Raw genomic sequence first — 17,208 nt, 5'->3', positions numbered from 1 at the left:
ATAATTCTTAAAAAGTAACTGTTTAATTTGAGCAGTTACTTTTTTACTGTAAGTTTGTTTCTATGAAGTTTTATAAATTAACACTTTTCATTCTTTTTTCCCTACTAGTAACTAATGTAGTTGCTCAATTAAATACTTTAAAAAATTATACTTTAAACGACGGATTACCTAGTTTAAAAATTAACGATATTACACAAGATAATACTGGCTATTTGTGGTTTGCTTCAAATAAAGGTCTTATTCGTTTTGACGGAAACGATTTTACAAACTTCACTACTAAAGACAACTTAATCTCCAACAAGACACAAACTATTTCTAAAAAAAACAATACGCTTTTAATTGGCACCAACAAAGGCTTAAGTATTAAAAACTATAACAAATTTATAAACTTTGAAGGGCAAAAAATCAATTGTATTTTAAAAACACCTGAACATATTTTTTTAGGAACTAATGAAGGAATTTTAAGAGTACGTGAAGACTTCTTATCTCCTATTCGAACAAACTTTCAAATAGACTTGAATCGTATTAATGATTTTAAATTTGATGGAACTTTTTTCTGGATTGCTACCAATAAAGGTTTATGGAAACTAGATAAAATAATTAACCCTACTCTTTTAAAAAGAATAGACTTAGGTAATTATACATCTATAATTATAGATAACAAAAACATAATAGTTTCCACATACAAAAATGGTCTTAAAATTGTAAAAAACGACAAAATTGAATCGCTTAGCAACTCTCCTAAAAAAATAAATGACATTGTAAAAATAAACAATGAACTATGGGTCGTTTCTAAAGATGAAGGAATAGAAATTCTTGATGAAAATTACTCTTTTATAAAACGTATAAATAAATACAACACTTTAAAAACAAATCAAATAAATACTGTTTTTCAAGACATTCAAAAAAATATTTGGATTGCAACCAACAATGATGGTATTTATAAATTTACAAGCAATAATAGTTTGCCAATAAAACCCAAAATAGCTTTTCAAAATATCGAAGTTGTTTACCAGCCCATTGACTCTATTGACATAAACAACTACACTAAAACATTACAGCTAAAACCCAATCAGAACCATATATCTTTTACTTATAAAACAGCAAACATTAATGCTCCAAAAAAAGTAAAGTATCGCTATAAGTTAAATGATAAATTTAGCCCATGGACATTTAATTCTTCTATAAACTTAGCTAATTTAAATTCTGGAGATTATAATTTTTCAATACAGTCAAAAGTTAATGGCTTAGAAAGTGACCCTGTAAAATTTCATTTTTATATTGATAAACCTCTTTATCAAAAAAGCTGGTTCCAACAGCTTAGTGCAGCTATAATTTTAATAGTGCTAACGAGTATTGTTATTAATTATATTAGAAAAATAAAGAGAAAAAATAAAGCTAAAGTTGAAAAGCTAGAGTTGAAAAATCATTTATTATCATTAGAACAGAAAGCATTACAACTACAAATGAATCCTCATTTTATTTTCAATGTTTTAAACGGAATAAAAGCTTTAGGAAATTCTGGAAAATCTACTGAACTCAATGTAACCATAAGTAAATTTGCCACTCTCTTGCGTGGTGTATTACACAATTCAAGACAAGAAGAAGTTAATTTAAAAGAAGAAATTGCCATACTAAAAAACTACATAGAGTTAGAACAACAAATGAGCACAAACTCTTTTGAATATGAGATAAATACAAATTTCGAATTTGATTCAGAAGAAATATTAATTCCGCCAATGCTTATTCAACCATTTATAGAAAACAGTATTAAACATGGAATTAAAAGCATAGTAAACGGTCTTATTACTATTAATTTTTCTACTCAAAAAGACTTTTTACTTTGTGCTATTATTGACAATGGAATAGGAATTAATCAATCGAAAAAAAGCAAGAAAAATACCAATCATAATTCAATCGCTATAAAAGTAACTGAAGAACGTATTAAAGCTTTGTCGAAAAAAAGTAAATTTAGCATTGAAGAAATTGTTGAAAATAATTTAGTTAGAGGAACTAAAGTATTTTTTAAAATACCTTTAAAAACTGACTTTTAATATGGAAAAATTGACTGCAATAATTGTTGACGATATGCCTTCTGCATTAGAACTATTACAAAACGACATTAATAACCAACATGCTGAAATAGAAATAATCGGAACAGCAAAAAGTGTTGTAGAAGCTTCTAAATTATTACGTAAACAACAACCAGATATTCTTTTTTTAGATATAATGTTAGGAGATGGAACTGGTTTTGATGTTCTTGAAATTCATCCAGATTTATCTTCAAAAATAATCTTCGTTACCGCTAGTGACGAATATGCTATTAAAGCTTTTAAATTTGCTGCTATCGATTATGTTCTAAAGCCTTATTCAAATGAAGATTTATCTAACGCTATAAATAAAGCTAAAAATCAAATTAAACCCGATAAGGAGCAATTAACAGTACTACAACAATCCATAAAACAACCCAATTTACACCCAAAAAAGATTTCTTTAAACACTTCAGATAAAATTGTTGTTGTTAATTTAATAGATATTATTAGATGTAAAGCCGACAATAATTACACTGAATTTTTTATGAGTGATGGTCAAAAAATACTTGTTGGCAAAACATTAAAATATTATGCCGACATGCTCAAAGATTTAGGTTTCTTACGTGTTCACCAAAGTCATTTAGTTAATTTACAATACATTAAAGAATTTATAAAATCTGATGGAGGATATTTAGTTTTAAAAAATAAAACTACGGTTCCCGTTTCTGTTAGAAAAAAAAACGAAGTTATTGCAGTTTTGGAAAGGATTTAATCTTCAATAAAAAGAAGCAAAAAACAACAATCCTTAAAAGGAATTTACCTTAAATTACACGTATTTTAATCTTTTTGTTAAATTTTTATTAAAATTTATTTATTTTAGTAAAACAAACTAGAATGAGATATGGTTGCACTAAAACCTGAAAGGGGCAGATTATTAATTGCAGAACCCGCTATTTTAAATGATAGTTCTTTTAAGAGAGCTATTATTTTGCTTACCGAACACACTGAAAGCAGTTCGGTTGGATTTATATTGAATAGACCTTTAAGCTACTCTTTAAACGACTTAGTACCTGAAATAGATTGTAATTTTACAGTGTATCAAGGAGGTCCTGTAGAACAGGATAATTTATACTTTATACATAAAGTACCACATTTAATACCAAATAGTATTGAAGTTGCAAATGGTATCTTCTGGGGAGGGAACTTTGAACTTTTAAAAGAGTTACTTAACAACAATCTTTTAGAACCAACAGATATTCGTTTCTTTTTAGGATATTCTGGTTGGGGAGTAAATCAATTAGAAGACGAGCTTTTTTCAAACTCTTGGTTTGTATCAGAAAATGATTATAGAAATATTCTTTCCACTGACAACGAAACCTTTTGGAAGGATCAATTACTTCAAAAAGGCGGTAAATATAAAATTTGGGCTAATGCTCCTAGCGATGTTCAAATGAACTAACTCGCTGTAAGCATTAACACATTAAGATTACTTTTTAATTTATTTGTTATCTCAGAAACAAATTGTTTTTTTCTGTAATTAGTTACCGATTGAATTCCTATAATTGCGTTGGTTATAAAAACTTCATCTGCCTTTTGAATTTCAAATGGAGAAATAGTTGTTTCTTCAATGGTATATTCAGGATGTTTTTCAACAATCTCAATTATTTTTTTTCTAAGAACACCTTTTATACATCCTTCTGTTAAAGCAGGAGTTTTAATTACTTTATTTTTTACAATAAAAATATTTCCATTAGTTGCTTCTACTACCCCTTTTCTTTCATTTAATAGAATACAATTATCCAAATCGTTTTCCTCTGCAAAAACAGCAGATAATGTATTCAACATTCTATTGGTAGTCTTTACTGTAGAAAGTAACCCAGAATAGTTATAAAAGTCTTTAAATAAGTCAACTTTATAAACTGGTTTTTCTTTATACTCAAACTCTTTTACCTCTATTAAATAATCCACCTCATTAGACTTAGGTGTATATAAACCTCCATCTTTCCTATATACTGTTAGTCTAACTCTATAGGTTTTAATTCTTTCAAGGTTTTCAATAGTTTTTATGATTTCATCTTGTAAAAACTCTAAAGTAAATTTCATCGGAATTTTCATTCTTAACATCCTCATAGAAGCCATTAACCTAAAATAATGATCTTCAAAGAAAACTACTTTTCCTTTTGATACTTTTATCGTTTCAAAAATAGCGTCACCATATTTAAATGCTCTATTCTCACTTGAAAGTTGTAATTCGTTTTCAGAAATTATTTCTCCGTTAAAATTTATCATTCTTCAAAAATTTGACTGCAAAATTACGACTTAGGTAATTATTACACATAAAAAAACTCGACAAAATGTCGAGTTTTTTTATTGTTCTATATAAATATTAAGCACCAATGTTATGCTTTAAATTTTCTATTTGATTTTCCCATAACAATTTTGCTTCTTCAGCATCATCTTCATCGTCTGCGAAATCGGTAATAATAATCGCAACGTCTTTCGTTAAAGCATCAACTTGTATTCTAAATTCGAAGTAACTTTCATCACCTTCGCTTTCTGTCCACTTAAATTTTATTAACTCATTATTTTTTTTGGTTACTATTTTGGCTTCTTCTTCAGCTCCATCCCAAATAAAAGTCATTATTTTACCTCGAGAATTCACCCTATCAGCAAACCATTCTTCTAATCCTGAAGGAGTTGCTAAGCATTGATATAACATACTTGGAGAAGCATGTACAGGAAACTCTAATTCGAATTTTACTTTACTCATTTGTCTTTTCTTAAAGTAGGCAATATAGATATTTATTTTTTTAAAAAAAAATCACGTTTTTTCATTGTTCAATTAAAAAGAAGTACTATATTTGCACCCGCAAACGGCGAGGTAGCTCAGTTGGTTAGAGCGCAGGATTCATAACCCTGAGGTCGGCAGTTCAAATCTGCTCTTCGCTACAAAAACTCAAACTTAATAAGTTTGAGTTTTTTTTGTTTTAAACACAGAATCTTAATCTACTATTAGTTATTTTTCATAATAAGAAAACAACCTATACATCTTCCTATCTAATTAAACTAATATTCAACTTATAAATAAACTAGACAGTATAACTAAAAGCAATAACATGATTAATTCTTCTATTAATTTATTTAATGATTTTGGAAATGAAATAATTAAAGATGAAACTGCTAAGATTCGAGTTAAACTTCTGAATAAAATTTATTTTAATTAATACCATACAATATTTTAAAGCTTGGTTTCTTTTTAGACTCAGCTTTTTCTTTTTTGTTTTCTTCTCTTTAATCTACTAGTTTTAAGTATTTTTCTACTTCTATTAAATTAGTTCACCTCGTTCTGTTCCAATAAATCCAGCATTTCTTGTTTTTTTTCTGGTTTGGTATTTATAAATGTAAACTTAACCAGGTTTAAATACTTAAACTTTAATGTGTTTATATAATGTTTCTGGTATTTTGTTATAAGAGAAACGGCAAGTACTATACCTCCAGCAAACAATACTGTAATTAAATAATAGGTTACATTAGAATAGTCCTGATACTTTTGAAATATCCAAAAGAAATAAAATATACAAACAGCTATAATAGAACCATGTAAAAACTTCATTCCAACATTATTCCTTTCAAAATAATAACTTCTAAACAAGTTTATTAAAGCATAAATAAAGAATCCTAAAAACATAGAAAATCGTTCAACCCAAAAATGAAAAGATTTAAATCCATAAACTTTTTCTTCCTTTTTTATTGCAAAATATTCCTCCTTAGAAACCTCTTTTACATCTCTTGCTTTTAGGTAATTTTGATACGCAAGAGTACCTTCCGCTTCTTTTTTAACAACATTAAGAGCAGCAGTTACTTCATCTATATCCTTTTGATATGCTGTTTTAGCTTCTTTAAATTCTTGACTATAGGTATCAAAAAATTTATGAGAAGTAAACAATAAACCAAAAAACAAGGCCAATATGTATGGTAAAAACTTTTTACCCTTCTGTATCGTCTGGATCCTCTCCTCCGTCTCCGTCTGATGTTGAGGAATCGTCTTTTTGAGTTGCTTGTTTTTCTTGTCTAAGTAAGTCTTCATCTGTTGAGTCTGTACACGAAGTAAAAGAAACAAAAGCAGCTAATACCAAAAACATCAATAGTTTTTTCATAATTATTAAATTTTACGGTTTTAATTTCCGTTAAATTTAAGTAAAAATTATCCGCTCTTTTTTTCACATTCTCATGTACTGTTTTTAAACTATTGTTATAAATTAAATCATCAAATTTTTAAACTGCTTTAAGCGTTGTTGCCAGCCAATTTTTGAGTCTAAATTTAGTTTATCTCTTATTCTTGCAGTATAAGTTCTAATTGTGCTTTTTTTTATATTCAGTTCCTCTGAAATTTCGCTAGAATTGTAATTTTTAGCATGTAGTAATAAGATATTCATCTCTTGCTTAGATAAACTCTTTCCTAGCATATAACTAGCAAACTCTGAATTAGAATTCTGATCAAAATTTAAACATTCTTTTATTAATAATTCTTGTACATCAATAGAAAAATAAGTTCCTCCGTTATATACTACATTTAAAGCATCTATAATGTTTAGTGATGCAAACTGTTTTGATACAAAACCTTGAGCTCCTTTACCAACTGTATTTCTAATAAAGTCGAATTGAAGGAAACCAGAAACAATGATTACTTTCTGATCTATTTTATTTTCATTCAAATATTCAACTACTTCAATTCCATTTTTTAGTGGCATTGAAATATCAAGAATAACAACATCAGCAGTATTATTTTTTAACCATTCGATAACCTCTAATCCATTATTAGAAGTACCCACAATATTAATATTATACTGAAGTAACAAAGATTTAAAACCCTCAATAATTATTTGAGAATCATCGGCAATGTGAACATCCATTTATTATAATTTTCTCAAATGTAAATTAACCATTTTATATTATTTGTGGACGCTTCGAAGAAATGATATAAAATTAGTTACGTTTTCAGAAAATAATTTCAACAAATTTATTCAGCTATAAAAGCTCCTTTTCTTTAATTTTTGACATAAAAAAATCAACACTTATCAAGTGTTGATTTGCGGTAAATATTATTTTTTTTAAACTTATTCGTATATAATTTTGTTGAGTGTTTTAACTACTAAATTAGCTAATAGAAAATCTACGAGGATTTTTATAAGCAAGTTTATACTAGTAATGAATTTCACACAGTATTGTTTCTTTTTCTATTTAAATGTCAATTTAATTCCCTCTGTAATCATTCCTGTTCCAATTATCGCTAAGATTAACCCCATTAGCTTTCCAACTACAGCGATTAAATTTGCTCCCACTTTTTCCACTATCAAATCACTTAAAGAAAAAGCTAGATAAGTTAAAAATATCATTACGGCAAAAATAAAAATTACAATTCCAATATGAACGTAAGTCGCATCAGTAACAAAGTTCATTGCTGTTACAATAGTACCTGGTCCTGCAAGAATAGGAATAGCCAAAGGAGATACTGCAAGATTACTTTTATCTTCTGTGTTTGCATTGTTATGTACTTTGGATTTCTTAGACATTAGCATTTCAAAACCGACATAAAATATCAGAATTCCTCCTGTTATCTTAAATGCAGGGATTGTAATTCCAAATAATTCGAAAATATATTTTCCTGCAATAATAAAAGCAACAACTATTATAAATGCTGTGATTGAAGCTGTTTTAGCAATTTTCTTTTTTCTTTCTTTATCCTCACCATCAACGAGACCTAAGAAAATAGGTGTGTTGGCGATTGGGTTCATAATAGCAAAAAAACCCATAAATACAGATAAGCTGTAAGTAATTAAATTTTCCATATTTTATTTTTCCTAAATTATTTCAAAAGATTGTTATGAATAGAATTGAAACAAAGTTATCATGAAATGAAGTACAATGTGTTTAATAATTCAAAATTACATCTTTTTTACTAACCACAATATTGACAAAGAACTTTATCAGATATTTTAGTCACTCCGATTAATCACTGTTTGTCTATAATTTTGAAAGGGGATATTTTAGCTTCATTTAATTTGAAAAAAACAACTCTTAAACATTTCATCAATTTGTTTTAGTTGTTCTACTGTTTCTGAAAATCAAATCCAAGAATTTCAAATCTGCTCTTCGCTACGCTTTTAATAAAAGGCTGTCAGAAAACTGAAAGTCTTTTTTCTATTATAAATACAATCTAAATACTACATTTACATTTTTTCATCCCTCCTATTTATGCCCCCATAAAAAAATTAGCACCTAACATTACTCTGTAAATCTAAACCTCTAAATTCTAGTCTAATTTCATTATTTAAAAAGTATAGTAAAACTAAAATTTGTACTTCAGTTCAAATAAAAAGATTCGAGGAAGAGTAAAAACCTGTCTAGACATCAATAAATTATTATTGAATGAATTTCTAACAACAACACCATTGTTGAAAATATTTTTAAATTCGATACCATAAGAAAACTTACTATTTGGCTTATAGTACCCTAAAGATAAATTCTGTAAGGTGTAATTCTGAGTATTATCACTAAAATCATTAACAAAGTGGGTAGAAAGATTAGTTTTAAAAATAAAGTTCTTTAAAAACCTAGCATCAAAGTTTAAAGATATTTTATCTTCCGTCGAAACAGATTCTTCATCAAATTTTACTCGATAACCCGAATGGTTATATCTCAAACTCAATTGAGTTCTTTTATTCAATTTTAACAACCACTTACTACTTAAATCATACTCAAAAGAGTTTGTAACATTTACCTCTTCATTAATAACTTGATTGGTTTTAAGCCAATCTAAAGTTACTTGAAAATCCAAACTAGATTTATTAAATATGAGACCAAAATCTGTATTAAAACCTAAGCTTTCTTCAGGTAAATTCAATATAACAGGTATATTTAATTGATTGATTCCATTTTGTTTTATACTATTATTTTTCACAGGATTATTAATACTGTAATCTAAAGACACATCTAAGGAGTATTTATCAATATTTTTATAATTACTATAATAAAGACCCCAGTTATGAAATCGCTCATCTAAAAGGTTTGGATTTCCTTGTATAGCAGAGTTAAACCCTGTAATTCTTATATTTTCAAGGTAACTTAAATCATTCAAATATCTATTCCTAAAACTATAATCAAAATCTAAATCTATATCATCATCAATCTGATAATTAAGTCTGAATTTTGGTTCAATAAATAAATTTGTGTCATTAATTTGCCCTCTATTAAAGCTAAAATAATGTGGTTTAGCTTCAAATATTAACTCAATTTTTCCTAGCTGAGATTTTAATCCTAATCCAAAATTCAAATCAGAGAGTGTTAAAGAGGTATTATTACTAAATTCGGAGAAGCTTATAACAGTATCATCTGGTATAAGCTGATATAAATCACTCTTTATTCTAGCTTTTTTATAATTCAAACCAACACTATAAAAAAGGTGATAATATCTACTTGTTAGCCAATAATCTTTAACAATCAGATTTAATCTCTGAGCTTGAATATCATTTTTTTGCTGTATATGATAATCTGTTGTTTGAATTACAGGTAAAAAACCTTCTAAAAAAGAGTTATTACTGGACCAATTATTTGTTGATTTCGAGTTTGTAACACTATGACGAAAAGCAACACCCATTGTATGTTTATCATTAAGCTTTAAATATCCTTCTAAGTTCTGTGAAAAACTATTATTATGGCCATTTGCATCAGTAAAAAATTGATTGGTATTTTCTAGAGTTGATAAAGATTCCTGATTAACTCCTGAATTATTAAATAAATAATTGAAATTATAAATCCATTTTTGACCAGCACTAGGATTGTAATCTAACTTCAGATTAACTATTCCTGAATTATTATTTGTATCTCTAATGTCGTTTCTTTTTTCTAATATATGTTCATCATCAATCAGGTATTCCCTAGCAGATAATGATTTATTTACAATATCATTATTTGAATAAATAACATAACCAGTAATATTGACGTTTTCATTAAATTCATGTTGAAAATTTAATGCAGAAAAGCGTGTAAGGGATTTAAATCTGTTTTTATTATTAGATGCAAAACTCAATAGATTGCTAGAAAAATTACTCCTATCAAATAGATTACTTGAACCTCCCACTAATCGAGATAAATCGCTAAAATTAATACTACTGTTGTTGAAATTATTAATATCTCCTATAAAGTTAATATTAGATTTAAGACTATACTTAAATAAGGCTGTATGAAAACTATAAAATCTATCAAATCCAGTACCTGCTTCTATATCTCCAAATACAAAATCTTTTTTATCCTCCTTTAAAACTACATTTAATGCCAAATCTTCGTTATCTGCTAAGTTTCTTAATAATTCGGATTCCTTATAGTTAGAAATAATTTCAATTTTATCCATTACATCAGCAGGAATATTTTCAATAGCTAACTTGGTACTGCCGTCAAAAAACGGCTTGCCTTCTATCAGTAATTTAGTTACTGTTTTACCTTGTACTTTAATGGTGTTTTCAACTGTTTTTATCCCTGGCAACTTATTAAGAACATCTTTCATTTTAAACTCATTGCCATTGGTAAAAGAGTTTAAGCTATAAGTAATAGTATCCTTGTTTTTTTTAATGGGTTGGTATTTGTAATTGATAATTACTTCATCAAGATTTTTATTTTTAAGATTTAATCTGACACGATAATTAGAATTATCTTCTAAAAAAAGAACTTGCTTTTTTATTGGATTATAACTTAAATGAGAAATACTTAACTCATAGGCTACTCCCCTTATTAATTGAAGTTTATAATAACCACTGCTATTGGATATAGCATATTTTATTTTAGTATTCTCTTTTTTTGATTTAGCAATTATTGTTGCATTTACTATGGAGTTTTTTAAGCTATCTGTAACTACACCAGATATACTTACTATATTATTCTGTGCAAAAATTGTAGCGTAAAACAATATAAAACAGTAAAGAAATAGTTTTTTTAAATACATTTGCTATATATAGAGAGGAGTATTATCAGTTCTTATTTCTCCAACGCTTTTCATCTTTAGTAGCTAGCTTTTCAAACTCTTTTTCTGTAATAAGCTTTTTCTTTCTTAATCTAGGCATTCTGTTTTTCTTACTTTTTTCTCCATCTTTGTAAAACTCTATTTTTTTTATACCATATGTAGCACTCTCTCCTTGTAGCTCAACAATTAAGCCTGGCAAACTACCATAACCTAAAGGACCAAATTTATAAGGAAGTTGTGGAGTATACCATGCGGTAAAATTATTCTTAAACACCTTACCTTTAGGGTTAGTGGTAGTATGAAATGTTGTAGCTTTAAAACATATATAATTTCCTATCTGTTTAGTTTCTTCATGTAGTTCCCATTTTTGATAGGGACGTAGCACCAAAAACCTACCAAAATCCTCCTGTAAATTCTCTGTTATATAATTATTAGGCAACTGTTTAACACGCCCAAAATAACCTATACTAATAATTGCAAAACTAACAGCGCTATTATCTGAAAATAACTTTTTTTCTAAATAAAATACGGAAGTAGAATCATTAAAAACTAAAGAAAAATCAATTTCCGAACTTACAGCTTCTCCCTTAGTCACCATACCTGGAAAGTACTTCTCATGAATCTTATAAATTTCTTGATTTTTATCAACATGTAATTTTACGCCATAACTAACCTTAGCTTTCGCATACTGTTTTTTGTTTTGCGAATAAAAATTAATATTTATGAATGATAGTAGGAAAAGTAAATAAATTCTTTTTTTTTGCATTTTCTTTAAATTATAAAAGAGAATTAAATTAAGTACCCCTCCCTCTCTTTATTATATCTATATTTTTATCAGCATTTTACAATTTAACCTTATCAATATTACAAAGTTACTCCTGAAGATAGTAATTGAAATGTAATACCTAGCCATCCATTAGGTCCATTTCCTCTACAACCTCTTACAAAAACTCTTCGGTAAGCTCTAGCATCTCTATGAGTATAATTTCCAGTTGCCATCAATTCATTGTAGTAAGAATTTCCTTGACTACCACAACCAAAAAATAAATCATCTTTAGAGGTTTCTTTAATACGTTTATTACTTTCAGTTTCAATTTTTTTAAAACTGTTGATAATAATGTTCTCGGAACTATTTGTTACGATTTCATTTCCATTTGTAAGATTGGTTATTATCTCTTTTTTTCCTGTAGCATTTGTCATAATTACAATACTAAATAATGCAATGCAAAATAGTTTTTTAAAATACATTTGCTATAATATAGAAAGGAGTATTATCAGCTCTTATTTCTCCAACGCTCTTCATCTTTAGCCGCCAATTTTTCAAACTTTTCTTCTGTAATTAATTTTATTTTTTTTAATCTGGGTATTTTATTTCTTTTGCTTTTTTCACCGCCTTTGTAAAATTCTATTCTTTTTACACCATATATAAATCTATCCCCTTGTAGTTCAATAATTAAACCAGGTAAACTACCATAACCTAAAGGACCAAACTTATAAGGAAGTTGTGGCGTGTACCATGCGGTAAAATTATGTTTAAACACCTTACCTTTGGGGTTAGTGGTAGTATGAAATGTTGTAGCTTTAAAACATAAATAATCTCCTATCTGTTTAGTTTCTTCATGTAACTCCCATTTTTGATAGGGACGTAACACCAAAAATCTACCAAAATCTTCCTGTAAATTTTCTGTTATATAATCATTATCTCGTTGCATAATTCTCCCAAAATAGCCCGCATCTAAAATTGCAAATACAATTGCATCGTTATCAGAAAACAACTTTTTTTCTAAATAGAACATAGAAATCGAATCGTTAAATATTAAAGAAAAATCTAACTCTGAAGCAATGGTTTCTCTTTTTTTCACCAAATCCGGCATCCTTTGTGATAAAAATTTATAACTCTTTTTATTTTTATCTAATTTGGTCTTAACTATATAACTAACTTTAGCTTTCGCATACTGTTTCTTCTTTTGCGAATAAAAACTAATATTTATAAACGATAGCAGGAAAAGTAAATAAATTCTTTTTTTTTGCATTTTTTTTTAAAATTATAAAAGAGGATGAAATTACACACCCCCTTCTTATTAACATAAACACCTCTTTATTAACATTCTACAACTTAACCTTATCAAAATTACAAAGTTACTCCTGAAGGTAGTAATTGAAATGTAATACCTAGCCATCCATTAGGCCCATTTCCTCTACATTTTCTTACAAAAACTCTTCTGTAAGCCCTAGCATCTCTATGACTCATTCCATCATTTCTCCACATATTGTATAAAGAATTTCCTTCACTACCACAACCAAAAAACATATCATCTATAGAGGTTTCTTTAGTACGTTTATTACTTTCAGTTTCAATTTCTTTAAAACTGTTGATAATGATGTTCTCGGAACTATTTCTTACGATTTCATTTCCAATTATAGGATTGGTTATTATCTCTTTTTTCCCTGTAGCATTTGTCATTATTGCAATACTAAATAATGCAATGCAAAATAGTTTTTTCATAAAATTTTGTATATTAAAAACAACTTACTCTATTTGAGGCTTTTCAGCTTCCTCCTATTTGTTATTCAACAAATATTCTTGATTTTTTTAATTCATTTTGTAAAATAGAGAGTGGAAGTATTTTCAGACAGCAATTCCAGGGCGAAATTTTCAGATAGCAATTCCTTAATACTCAGCTAATTTAAAAATTATTTTTAAAAAACAAAAAAATCTACAAATTTTAATATATTAAGACATCCATTCGAGGTATTGGATAATTTCCTCTAGTTTACAACTTACTTAAAAGGAGAGGTACTTCACCCCTCTCTATGAACTCCTCAAATAAAAAAAGAAAAAACATATAGAGAATTAAAAAAATTGTGAAGAAAAATCATTTAATTATTTTTTTCTATTTCAAAAAACATATTTGTTCAAAATATTGACAACAATAATCAAAATAACCTGTTAAACATCTCTTTATTTTACCAAAAGCAAAACAATACATGTAAAATAAAAATTACAACTTTTTAGGATAATCAGTTTATCAAAAAGCCAACTTTCAAGCTTTATTTTAAAACATTCAAACCTTTTGTACTTAAACTCAAAAGGTTTGAGTTTTTTTGTTTTTTATACTTTAGTATACATCTTAAAATGCGGCCCTACTTTTTCTACCATAAACTCATCTCCTATCTTCACAAATTTTAATTTTTCATAAAACATTGTTACTTCTTTACGAGCATTACACCACAAATATTTTATACCCCTAGTTTTTAAAACTTTCACTGCTGCTTCTATAATTATTTTTCCAAAGCCTTTTCCTCTAACCTCAGGCAAAGTTGCCATTCCTCTTAATTGATAATGTTCCCCTTCTAAACCTTTTAAATTATTTCTTATAAACGTTGCTATAGTTACCAACTTCTCTCTATAAAAAACTCCTAAATGGAATGTATCCTCTTCTAAATCTTCCTTAAATTTATATGGTAAATCTATTCCTTTACGTAAAACCTCTAATCTTATTTTCGAAGTTTCTCCTGCTATTATTTTTTTTACTTCAATCATTGTTTCAAACTCTTATAAATAGTTTCTCTCATTTCTTTAGCTGATATAAACCATCCTCCATATTCTTCCTTATACTCCTTAGTTATATCTTCATCTTTAGAAACCTCAGTTAATGTTTTCCCTTTATCTATACTCTTCTGAACTCTATCTCTTAAAGTCACAAGCATTTCTTTATACACCTTAAGCTCTCCTTTAGTTGACAAACTTCGATGTCCTGGTATAATAACCGTTTTGTCATTAGACATTAATAATACTTTATCTATAGAAGCTATATATCCATTTATACTTCCTCCACTATCTAAATCTATAAAGGGAAATTTTCCTTGAAAATACGTATCCCCCATATGGATAACATTACTATTTAAAAAGTAAACATGAGAATCGCCATCTGTGTGAGCATTATGTACATGCGAAACTAGCACATCTTCACCATCCATATGAAAATTCATATCGTTAGTATAAGTTATTACTGGCAAAGCCTCTTTAGGTGAAGCCTTTTTTAGTCTTCCTCTTACCTTTTGATCAGTACTCATTCTTTTTCGAACATTCTCTTGTGAAAAAATTAAAACATCAAGTTTTCTCATGTTTTCATTTCCACCAGTATGATCGCCATGCCAATGCGTATTGACCAAATATTTAATTGGTTTATCGGATATTTCTTTAATCTTGGCTAAAATTTTATTGGTTAATGGTGCAAATTGATCATCAATCATAAAAACACTCTTATTACCTACAAACAAACCAATATTGCCACCTTGCCCTTGTAGCATATAAATATTGTCCGTTATTTTTTTAGCTGTTATTTCAACCTCTTTACGTTGTCCTAAAAGATTAAAACACAAAAAAAACAGCAAGTAGGACAATACCACTCTTCGTAGTTTTCGTTTTATTTTCCCCATATACTTATTATTATATTCCCTTTATAATTGCTACCAGTAAGTTACTATTTTATTTTTTAATAATAGTTATTTACCAATAGATAAATCCACTCCTTTTATTTATAATTACAATTCAACGAACATAGTTTTGCTTTATCGTTTATTTTTTGCCGTTCATCTTATCCTTTTTTCTACTAATCTAAAATCAAGGTTAATTACTCTTTTTCACAAGTACATTTGATGATATAAACAATAAATATCATGAAAAAAACTGCACCAATAACCGTAGAATTATTAAAAACAGATGGATACTTTTTTAAGATTAAACTTTCTCATTTGGAAGTTCCTATTACAGTAAATAAAGAATACTATGATAGCCTTATAAAAAATTCTAAAGATTATAAAATCATTTAATTCATAATTATATCATAATAGTGTTTATAAATTTTTATCTCAATAACTTTATAGTTAACTTTGCTGTAAATATTTTACGCTATGGTTTTTATCATTAAATTATTCTTATACTTACTTAAGTTTACTTTTGGATTCACCCTTATTATCCTAAACTTTTTATTAAATAAATAACAAGAACTATCTTTCTTATTATCCTAGTGCATGTAGCAATTAATTTCTAGCTACATTTTAAGTATATATGCACTACAAAAAGACTTATTTCTATAAATTATTTTATAAAACAACTAGTCAGTTTCCTTTTCATTCATATTTTTTTGTAATTTCTTGTATAACACAGCAAACCTTCAAACCAATTAAAAACTGTATTATAACTAATTCAGTCCTAGACTTAAGAAGGATTTGATTTCCAAAACTTGACTAAAAAAACTAAAATTAGCCACGGTTTTCTTTTAATTCTTTTATTAATTTACCCAAAAAAGCTGTTTACATATTTTTTTTAGGGTTAATTAAAACTTACCTGTTTAATACAATGAAATTAATAATGTTATAACAAATTACTTTATCAAGAATTTAATGTTATCTTAGAAAAGAGGTGTCTGGAGGTGATAACCTCTTTTCTTTTTTTAACACCTTTTATGCAAGCCTTTTTTTATATTTACAAAAATTAACTACATATGAATTTAAGCTTTAAAGCTATAGATAAAAAAAACATTTTATCTATTCTTCCACTTCTAAAAAAGGTAAATACAACTACTCCACATGATATTTTAGAAAAACGTGTTTCAGAAATGATAAAATACGACACCTATGAATGTGTTGGTGTTTTTGATGAAGATAAATTGATTGGGATTTCTGGACTTTGGTACAGTTTAAGACATTACTCTGGTAAAAGTGTTGAACCTGATCATGTAATTATTGATGAAACCTACCGAGGAAAAAATATTGGCAAACAATTTTTTAACTGGATTTATGAATATACAAAATCTAAAGGTTGTGAAGTTATGGAATTAAATACCTACACTGGTAATAGAAAGTCTCATAAATTTTACTATAACGAAGGTTTTGAAATCTATGGCTTTCATTTTCTGAAAGTTATGAGAGACGATCAAAAATTCTATTAATTTTTTCTTTTTTTTCATTGTAAATAATAGAAACTATACTATATTTGCAACCGCTTTTAACAACGAGTAATTTAATTGTTATTAAAAGTTAAAGAACAACAAGAAATTGTTAAAAGTCTTTACCTATGCGAGAGTAGCTCAGTTGGTAGAGCGTCAGCCTTCCAAGCTGAATGTCGCCGGTTCGAACCCGGTCTCTCGCTCA

Annotated in this window: 18 protein-coding genes and 2 tRNA genes; 7 read left to right on the top strand and 13 right to left on the bottom strand. The window is 27.5% G+C overall.

Going from position 1 to position 17,208, the window contains the following annotated elements; all coding sequences use genetic code 11:
• Positions 1–62 precede the first annotated feature (62 nt).
• The 3 genes from Q0958_RS18095 to Q0958_RS18085 all read left to right on the top strand — a co-directional run bounded on the left by Q0958_RS18095 (position 63) and on the right by Q0958_RS18085 (position 3,492).
• The gene (locus tag Q0958_RS18095) at positions 63–2,054 is read left to right on the top strand and encodes a histidine kinase (protein WP_299125761.1); all 1,992 of its coding nucleotides are present in this window, start codon (positions 63–65) and stop codon (positions 2,052–2,054) included.
• A 1-nt stretch (position 2,055) separates the two neighbouring features.
• Positions 2,056–2,805, top strand: a complete 750-nt coding sequence (locus tag Q0958_RS18090; protein ID WP_299125759.1) for a LytTR family DNA-binding domain-containing protein — start codon at positions 2,056–2,058, stop codon at positions 2,803–2,805.
• A gap of 129 nt (positions 2,806–2,934) precedes the next feature.
• Entirely contained in the window at positions 2,935–3,492 is a 558-nt protein-coding gene (locus Q0958_RS18085) for a YqgE/AlgH family protein (RefSeq protein ID WP_299125757.1), read from the top strand.
• Here the strand turns inward: Q0958_RS18085 and Q0958_RS18080 are convergent.
• Both Q0958_RS18080 and Q0958_RS18075 read right to left on the bottom strand, forming a co-directional pair.
• Entirely contained in the window at positions 3,489–4,322 is an 834-nt protein-coding gene (locus Q0958_RS18080) for an aminotransferase class IV (protein WP_299125755.1), read from the bottom strand. The genes Q0958_RS18085 and Q0958_RS18080 overlap by 4 nt on opposite strands.
• A 97-nt stretch (positions 4,323–4,419) precedes the next feature.
• Positions 4,420–4,803 (bottom strand): START-like domain-containing protein, encoded by a 384-nt coding sequence (locus Q0958_RS18075; RefSeq protein ID WP_299125753.1) that lies wholly within the window; start codon positions 4,801–4,803, stop codon positions 4,420–4,422.
• A 105-nt stretch (positions 4,804–4,908) separates the two neighbouring features.
• Between Q0958_RS18075 and Q0958_RS18070 the strand changes: the two genes are divergently transcribed.
• A tRNA-Met gene (locus Q0958_RS18070) sits at positions 4,909–4,982 on the top strand.
• Positions 4,983–5,364: 382 nt separating this feature from the next.
• Here the strand turns inward: Q0958_RS18070 and Q0958_RS18065 are convergent.
• The 11 genes from Q0958_RS18065 to Q0958_RS18015 all read right to left on the bottom strand — a co-directional run bounded on the left by Q0958_RS18065 (position 5,365) and on the right by Q0958_RS18015 (position 15,492).
• Positions 5,365–6,000 carry a hypothetical protein gene (locus Q0958_RS18065; RefSeq protein WP_299125752.1) on the bottom strand — a complete coding sequence of 212 codons (636 nt, stop codon included), beginning with the start codon at positions 5,998–6,000 and terminating at the stop codon, positions 5,365–5,367.
• Positions 6,001–6,019: 19 nt separating this feature from the next.
• Positions 6,020–6,190, bottom strand: coding sequence for a hypothetical protein (locus tag Q0958_RS18060; RefSeq protein ID WP_299125750.1), 171 nt, complete (start codon positions 6,188–6,190; stop codon positions 6,020–6,022).
• Positions 6,191–6,292: 102 nt separating this feature from the next.
• Entirely contained in the window at positions 6,293–6,946 is a 654-nt protein-coding gene (locus Q0958_RS18055; protein WP_299125748.1) for a response regulator transcription factor, read from the bottom strand.
• 324 nt (positions 6,947–7,270) lie between these two features.
• On the bottom strand, positions 7,271–7,882 hold the full coding sequence (locus Q0958_RS18050) for a MarC family protein (protein WP_299125746.1): 612 nt from the start codon (positions 7,880–7,882) through the stop codon (positions 7,271–7,273).
• Positions 7,883–8,382: 500 nt separating this feature from the next.
• On the bottom strand, positions 8,383–10,995 hold the full coding sequence (locus tag Q0958_RS18045) for a carboxypeptidase regulatory-like domain-containing protein (RefSeq protein WP_299125744.1): 2,613 nt from the start codon (positions 10,993–10,995) through the stop codon (positions 8,383–8,385).
• Between the two features lie 61 nt (positions 10,996–11,056).
• On the bottom strand, positions 11,057–11,815 hold the full coding sequence (locus tag Q0958_RS18040) for a GLPGLI family protein (protein WP_299125742.1): 759 nt from the start codon (positions 11,813–11,815) through the stop codon (positions 11,057–11,059).
• 98 nt (positions 11,816–11,913) lie between these two features.
• Complete coding sequence (locus Q0958_RS18035) at positions 11,914–12,297, bottom strand: hypothetical protein (RefSeq protein ID WP_299125740.1); 384 nt, start codon at positions 12,295–12,297, stop codon at positions 11,914–11,916.
• Between the two features lie 26 nt (positions 12,298–12,323).
• Positions 12,324–13,082 (bottom strand): GLPGLI family protein, encoded by a 759-nt coding sequence (locus Q0958_RS18030; protein ID WP_299125738.1) that lies wholly within the window; start codon positions 13,080–13,082, stop codon positions 12,324–12,326.
• Positions 13,083–13,180: 98 nt separating this feature from the next.
• Complete coding sequence (locus Q0958_RS18025; RefSeq protein ID WP_299125736.1) at positions 13,181–13,555, bottom strand: hypothetical protein; 375 nt, start codon at positions 13,553–13,555, stop codon at positions 13,181–13,183.
• A 606-nt stretch (positions 13,556–14,161) separates the two neighbouring features.
• On the bottom strand, positions 14,162–14,593 hold the full coding sequence (locus tag Q0958_RS18020) for a GNAT family N-acetyltransferase (RefSeq protein ID WP_299125734.1): 432 nt from the start codon (positions 14,591–14,593) through the stop codon (positions 14,162–14,164).
• A complete protein-coding gene (locus Q0958_RS18015; protein ID WP_299125732.1) occupies positions 14,590–15,492 on the bottom strand; it encodes an MBL fold metallo-hydrolase in 903 nt (300 codons plus the stop codon). Before Q0958_RS18015 ends, Q0958_RS18020 begins: the two co-directional genes overlap by 4 nt.
• 240 nt (positions 15,493–15,732) lie before the next feature.
• On the opposite strand from Q0958_RS18015, the gene Q0958_RS18010 reads away from it, so the two are divergent.
• The 3 genes from Q0958_RS18010 to Q0958_RS18000 all read left to right on the top strand — a co-directional run bounded on the left by Q0958_RS18010 (position 15,733) and on the right by Q0958_RS18000 (position 17,206).
• Positions 15,733–15,885: a hypothetical protein gene (locus Q0958_RS18010; RefSeq protein ID WP_235272836.1), complete on the top strand. Its 153-nt coding sequence runs from the start codon at positions 15,733–15,735 to the stop codon at positions 15,883–15,885.
• A gap of 674 nt (positions 15,886–16,559) precedes the next feature.
• Positions 16,560–17,006 carry a GNAT family N-acetyltransferase gene (locus Q0958_RS18005; protein WP_299125731.1) on the top strand — a complete coding sequence of 149 codons (447 nt, stop codon included), beginning with the start codon at positions 16,560–16,562 and terminating at the stop codon, positions 17,004–17,006.
• Between the two features lie 127 nt (positions 17,007–17,133).
• A tRNA-Gly gene (locus Q0958_RS18000) sits at positions 17,134–17,206 on the top strand.
• The last annotated feature ends 2 nt before the right edge of the window (positions 17,207–17,208 follow it).

Source organism: uncultured Tenacibaculum sp. (assembly GCF_947499065.1).
Lineage (GTDB): Bacteria > Bacteroidota > Bacteroidia > Flavobacteriales > Flavobacteriaceae > Polaribacter.
This window is presented reverse-complemented; position numbering and strand designations above follow the sequence as displayed.

Excerpts from the sequence above, each read along its gene's own strand:
- Q0958_RS18040 (WP_299125742.1), bottom strand. The coding sequence starts at position 11,815 with ATGCAAAAAAAAAGAATTTATTTACTTTTCCTACTATCATTCATAAAT.
- Q0958_RS18090 (WP_299125759.1), top strand. The coding sequence starts at position 2,056 with ATGGAAAAATTGACTGCAATAATTGTTGACGATATGCCTTCTGCATTA.
- Q0958_RS18005 (WP_299125731.1), top strand. The coding sequence starts at position 16,560 with ATGAATTTAAGCTTTAAAGCTATAGATAAAAAAAACATTTTATCTATT.
- Q0958_RS18055 (WP_299125748.1), bottom strand. The coding sequence starts at position 6,946 with ATGGATGTTCACATTGCCGATGATTCTCAAATAATTATTGAGGGTTTT.
- Q0958_RS18035 (WP_299125740.1), bottom strand. The coding sequence starts at position 12,297 with ATGTATTTTAAAAAACTATTTTGCATTGCATTATTTAGTATTGTAATT.
- Q0958_RS18060 (WP_299125750.1), bottom strand. The coding sequence starts at position 6,190 with ATGAAAAAACTATTGATGTTTTTGGTATTAGCTGCTTTTGTTTCTTTT.
- Q0958_RS18050 (WP_299125746.1), bottom strand. The coding sequence starts at position 7,882 with ATGGAAAATTTAATTACTTACAGCTTATCTGTATTTATGGGTTTTTTT.
- Q0958_RS18085 (WP_299125757.1), top strand. The coding sequence starts at position 2,935 with ATGGTTGCACTAAAACCTGAAAGGGGCAGATTATTAATTGCAGAACCC.
- Q0958_RS18095 (WP_299125761.1), top strand. The coding sequence starts at position 63 with ATGAAGTTTTATAAATTAACACTTTTCATTCTTTTTTCCCTACTAGTA.
- Q0958_RS18080 (WP_299125755.1), bottom strand. The coding sequence starts at position 4,322 with ATGATAAATTTTAACGGAGAAATAATTTCTGAAAACGAATTACAACTT.
- Q0958_RS18075 (WP_299125753.1), bottom strand. The coding sequence starts at position 4,803 with ATGAGTAAAGTAAAATTCGAATTAGAGTTTCCTGTACATGCTTCTCCA.
- Q0958_RS18025 (WP_299125736.1), bottom strand. The coding sequence starts at position 13,555 with ATGAAAAAACTATTTTGCATTGCATTATTTAGTATTGCAATAATGACA.
- Q0958_RS18020 (WP_299125734.1), bottom strand. The coding sequence starts at position 14,593 with ATGATTGAAGTAAAAAAAATAATAGCAGGAGAAACTTCGAAAATAAGA.
- Q0958_RS18010 (WP_235272836.1), top strand. The coding sequence starts at position 15,733 with ATGAAAAAAACTGCACCAATAACCGTAGAATTATTAAAAACAGATGGA.
- Q0958_RS18030 (WP_299125738.1), bottom strand. The coding sequence starts at position 13,082 with ATGCAAAAAAAAAGAATTTATTTACTTTTCCTGCTATCGTTTATAAAT.
- Q0958_RS18015 (WP_299125732.1), bottom strand. The coding sequence starts at position 15,492 with ATGGGGAAAATAAAACGAAAACTACGAAGAGTGGTATTGTCCTACTTG.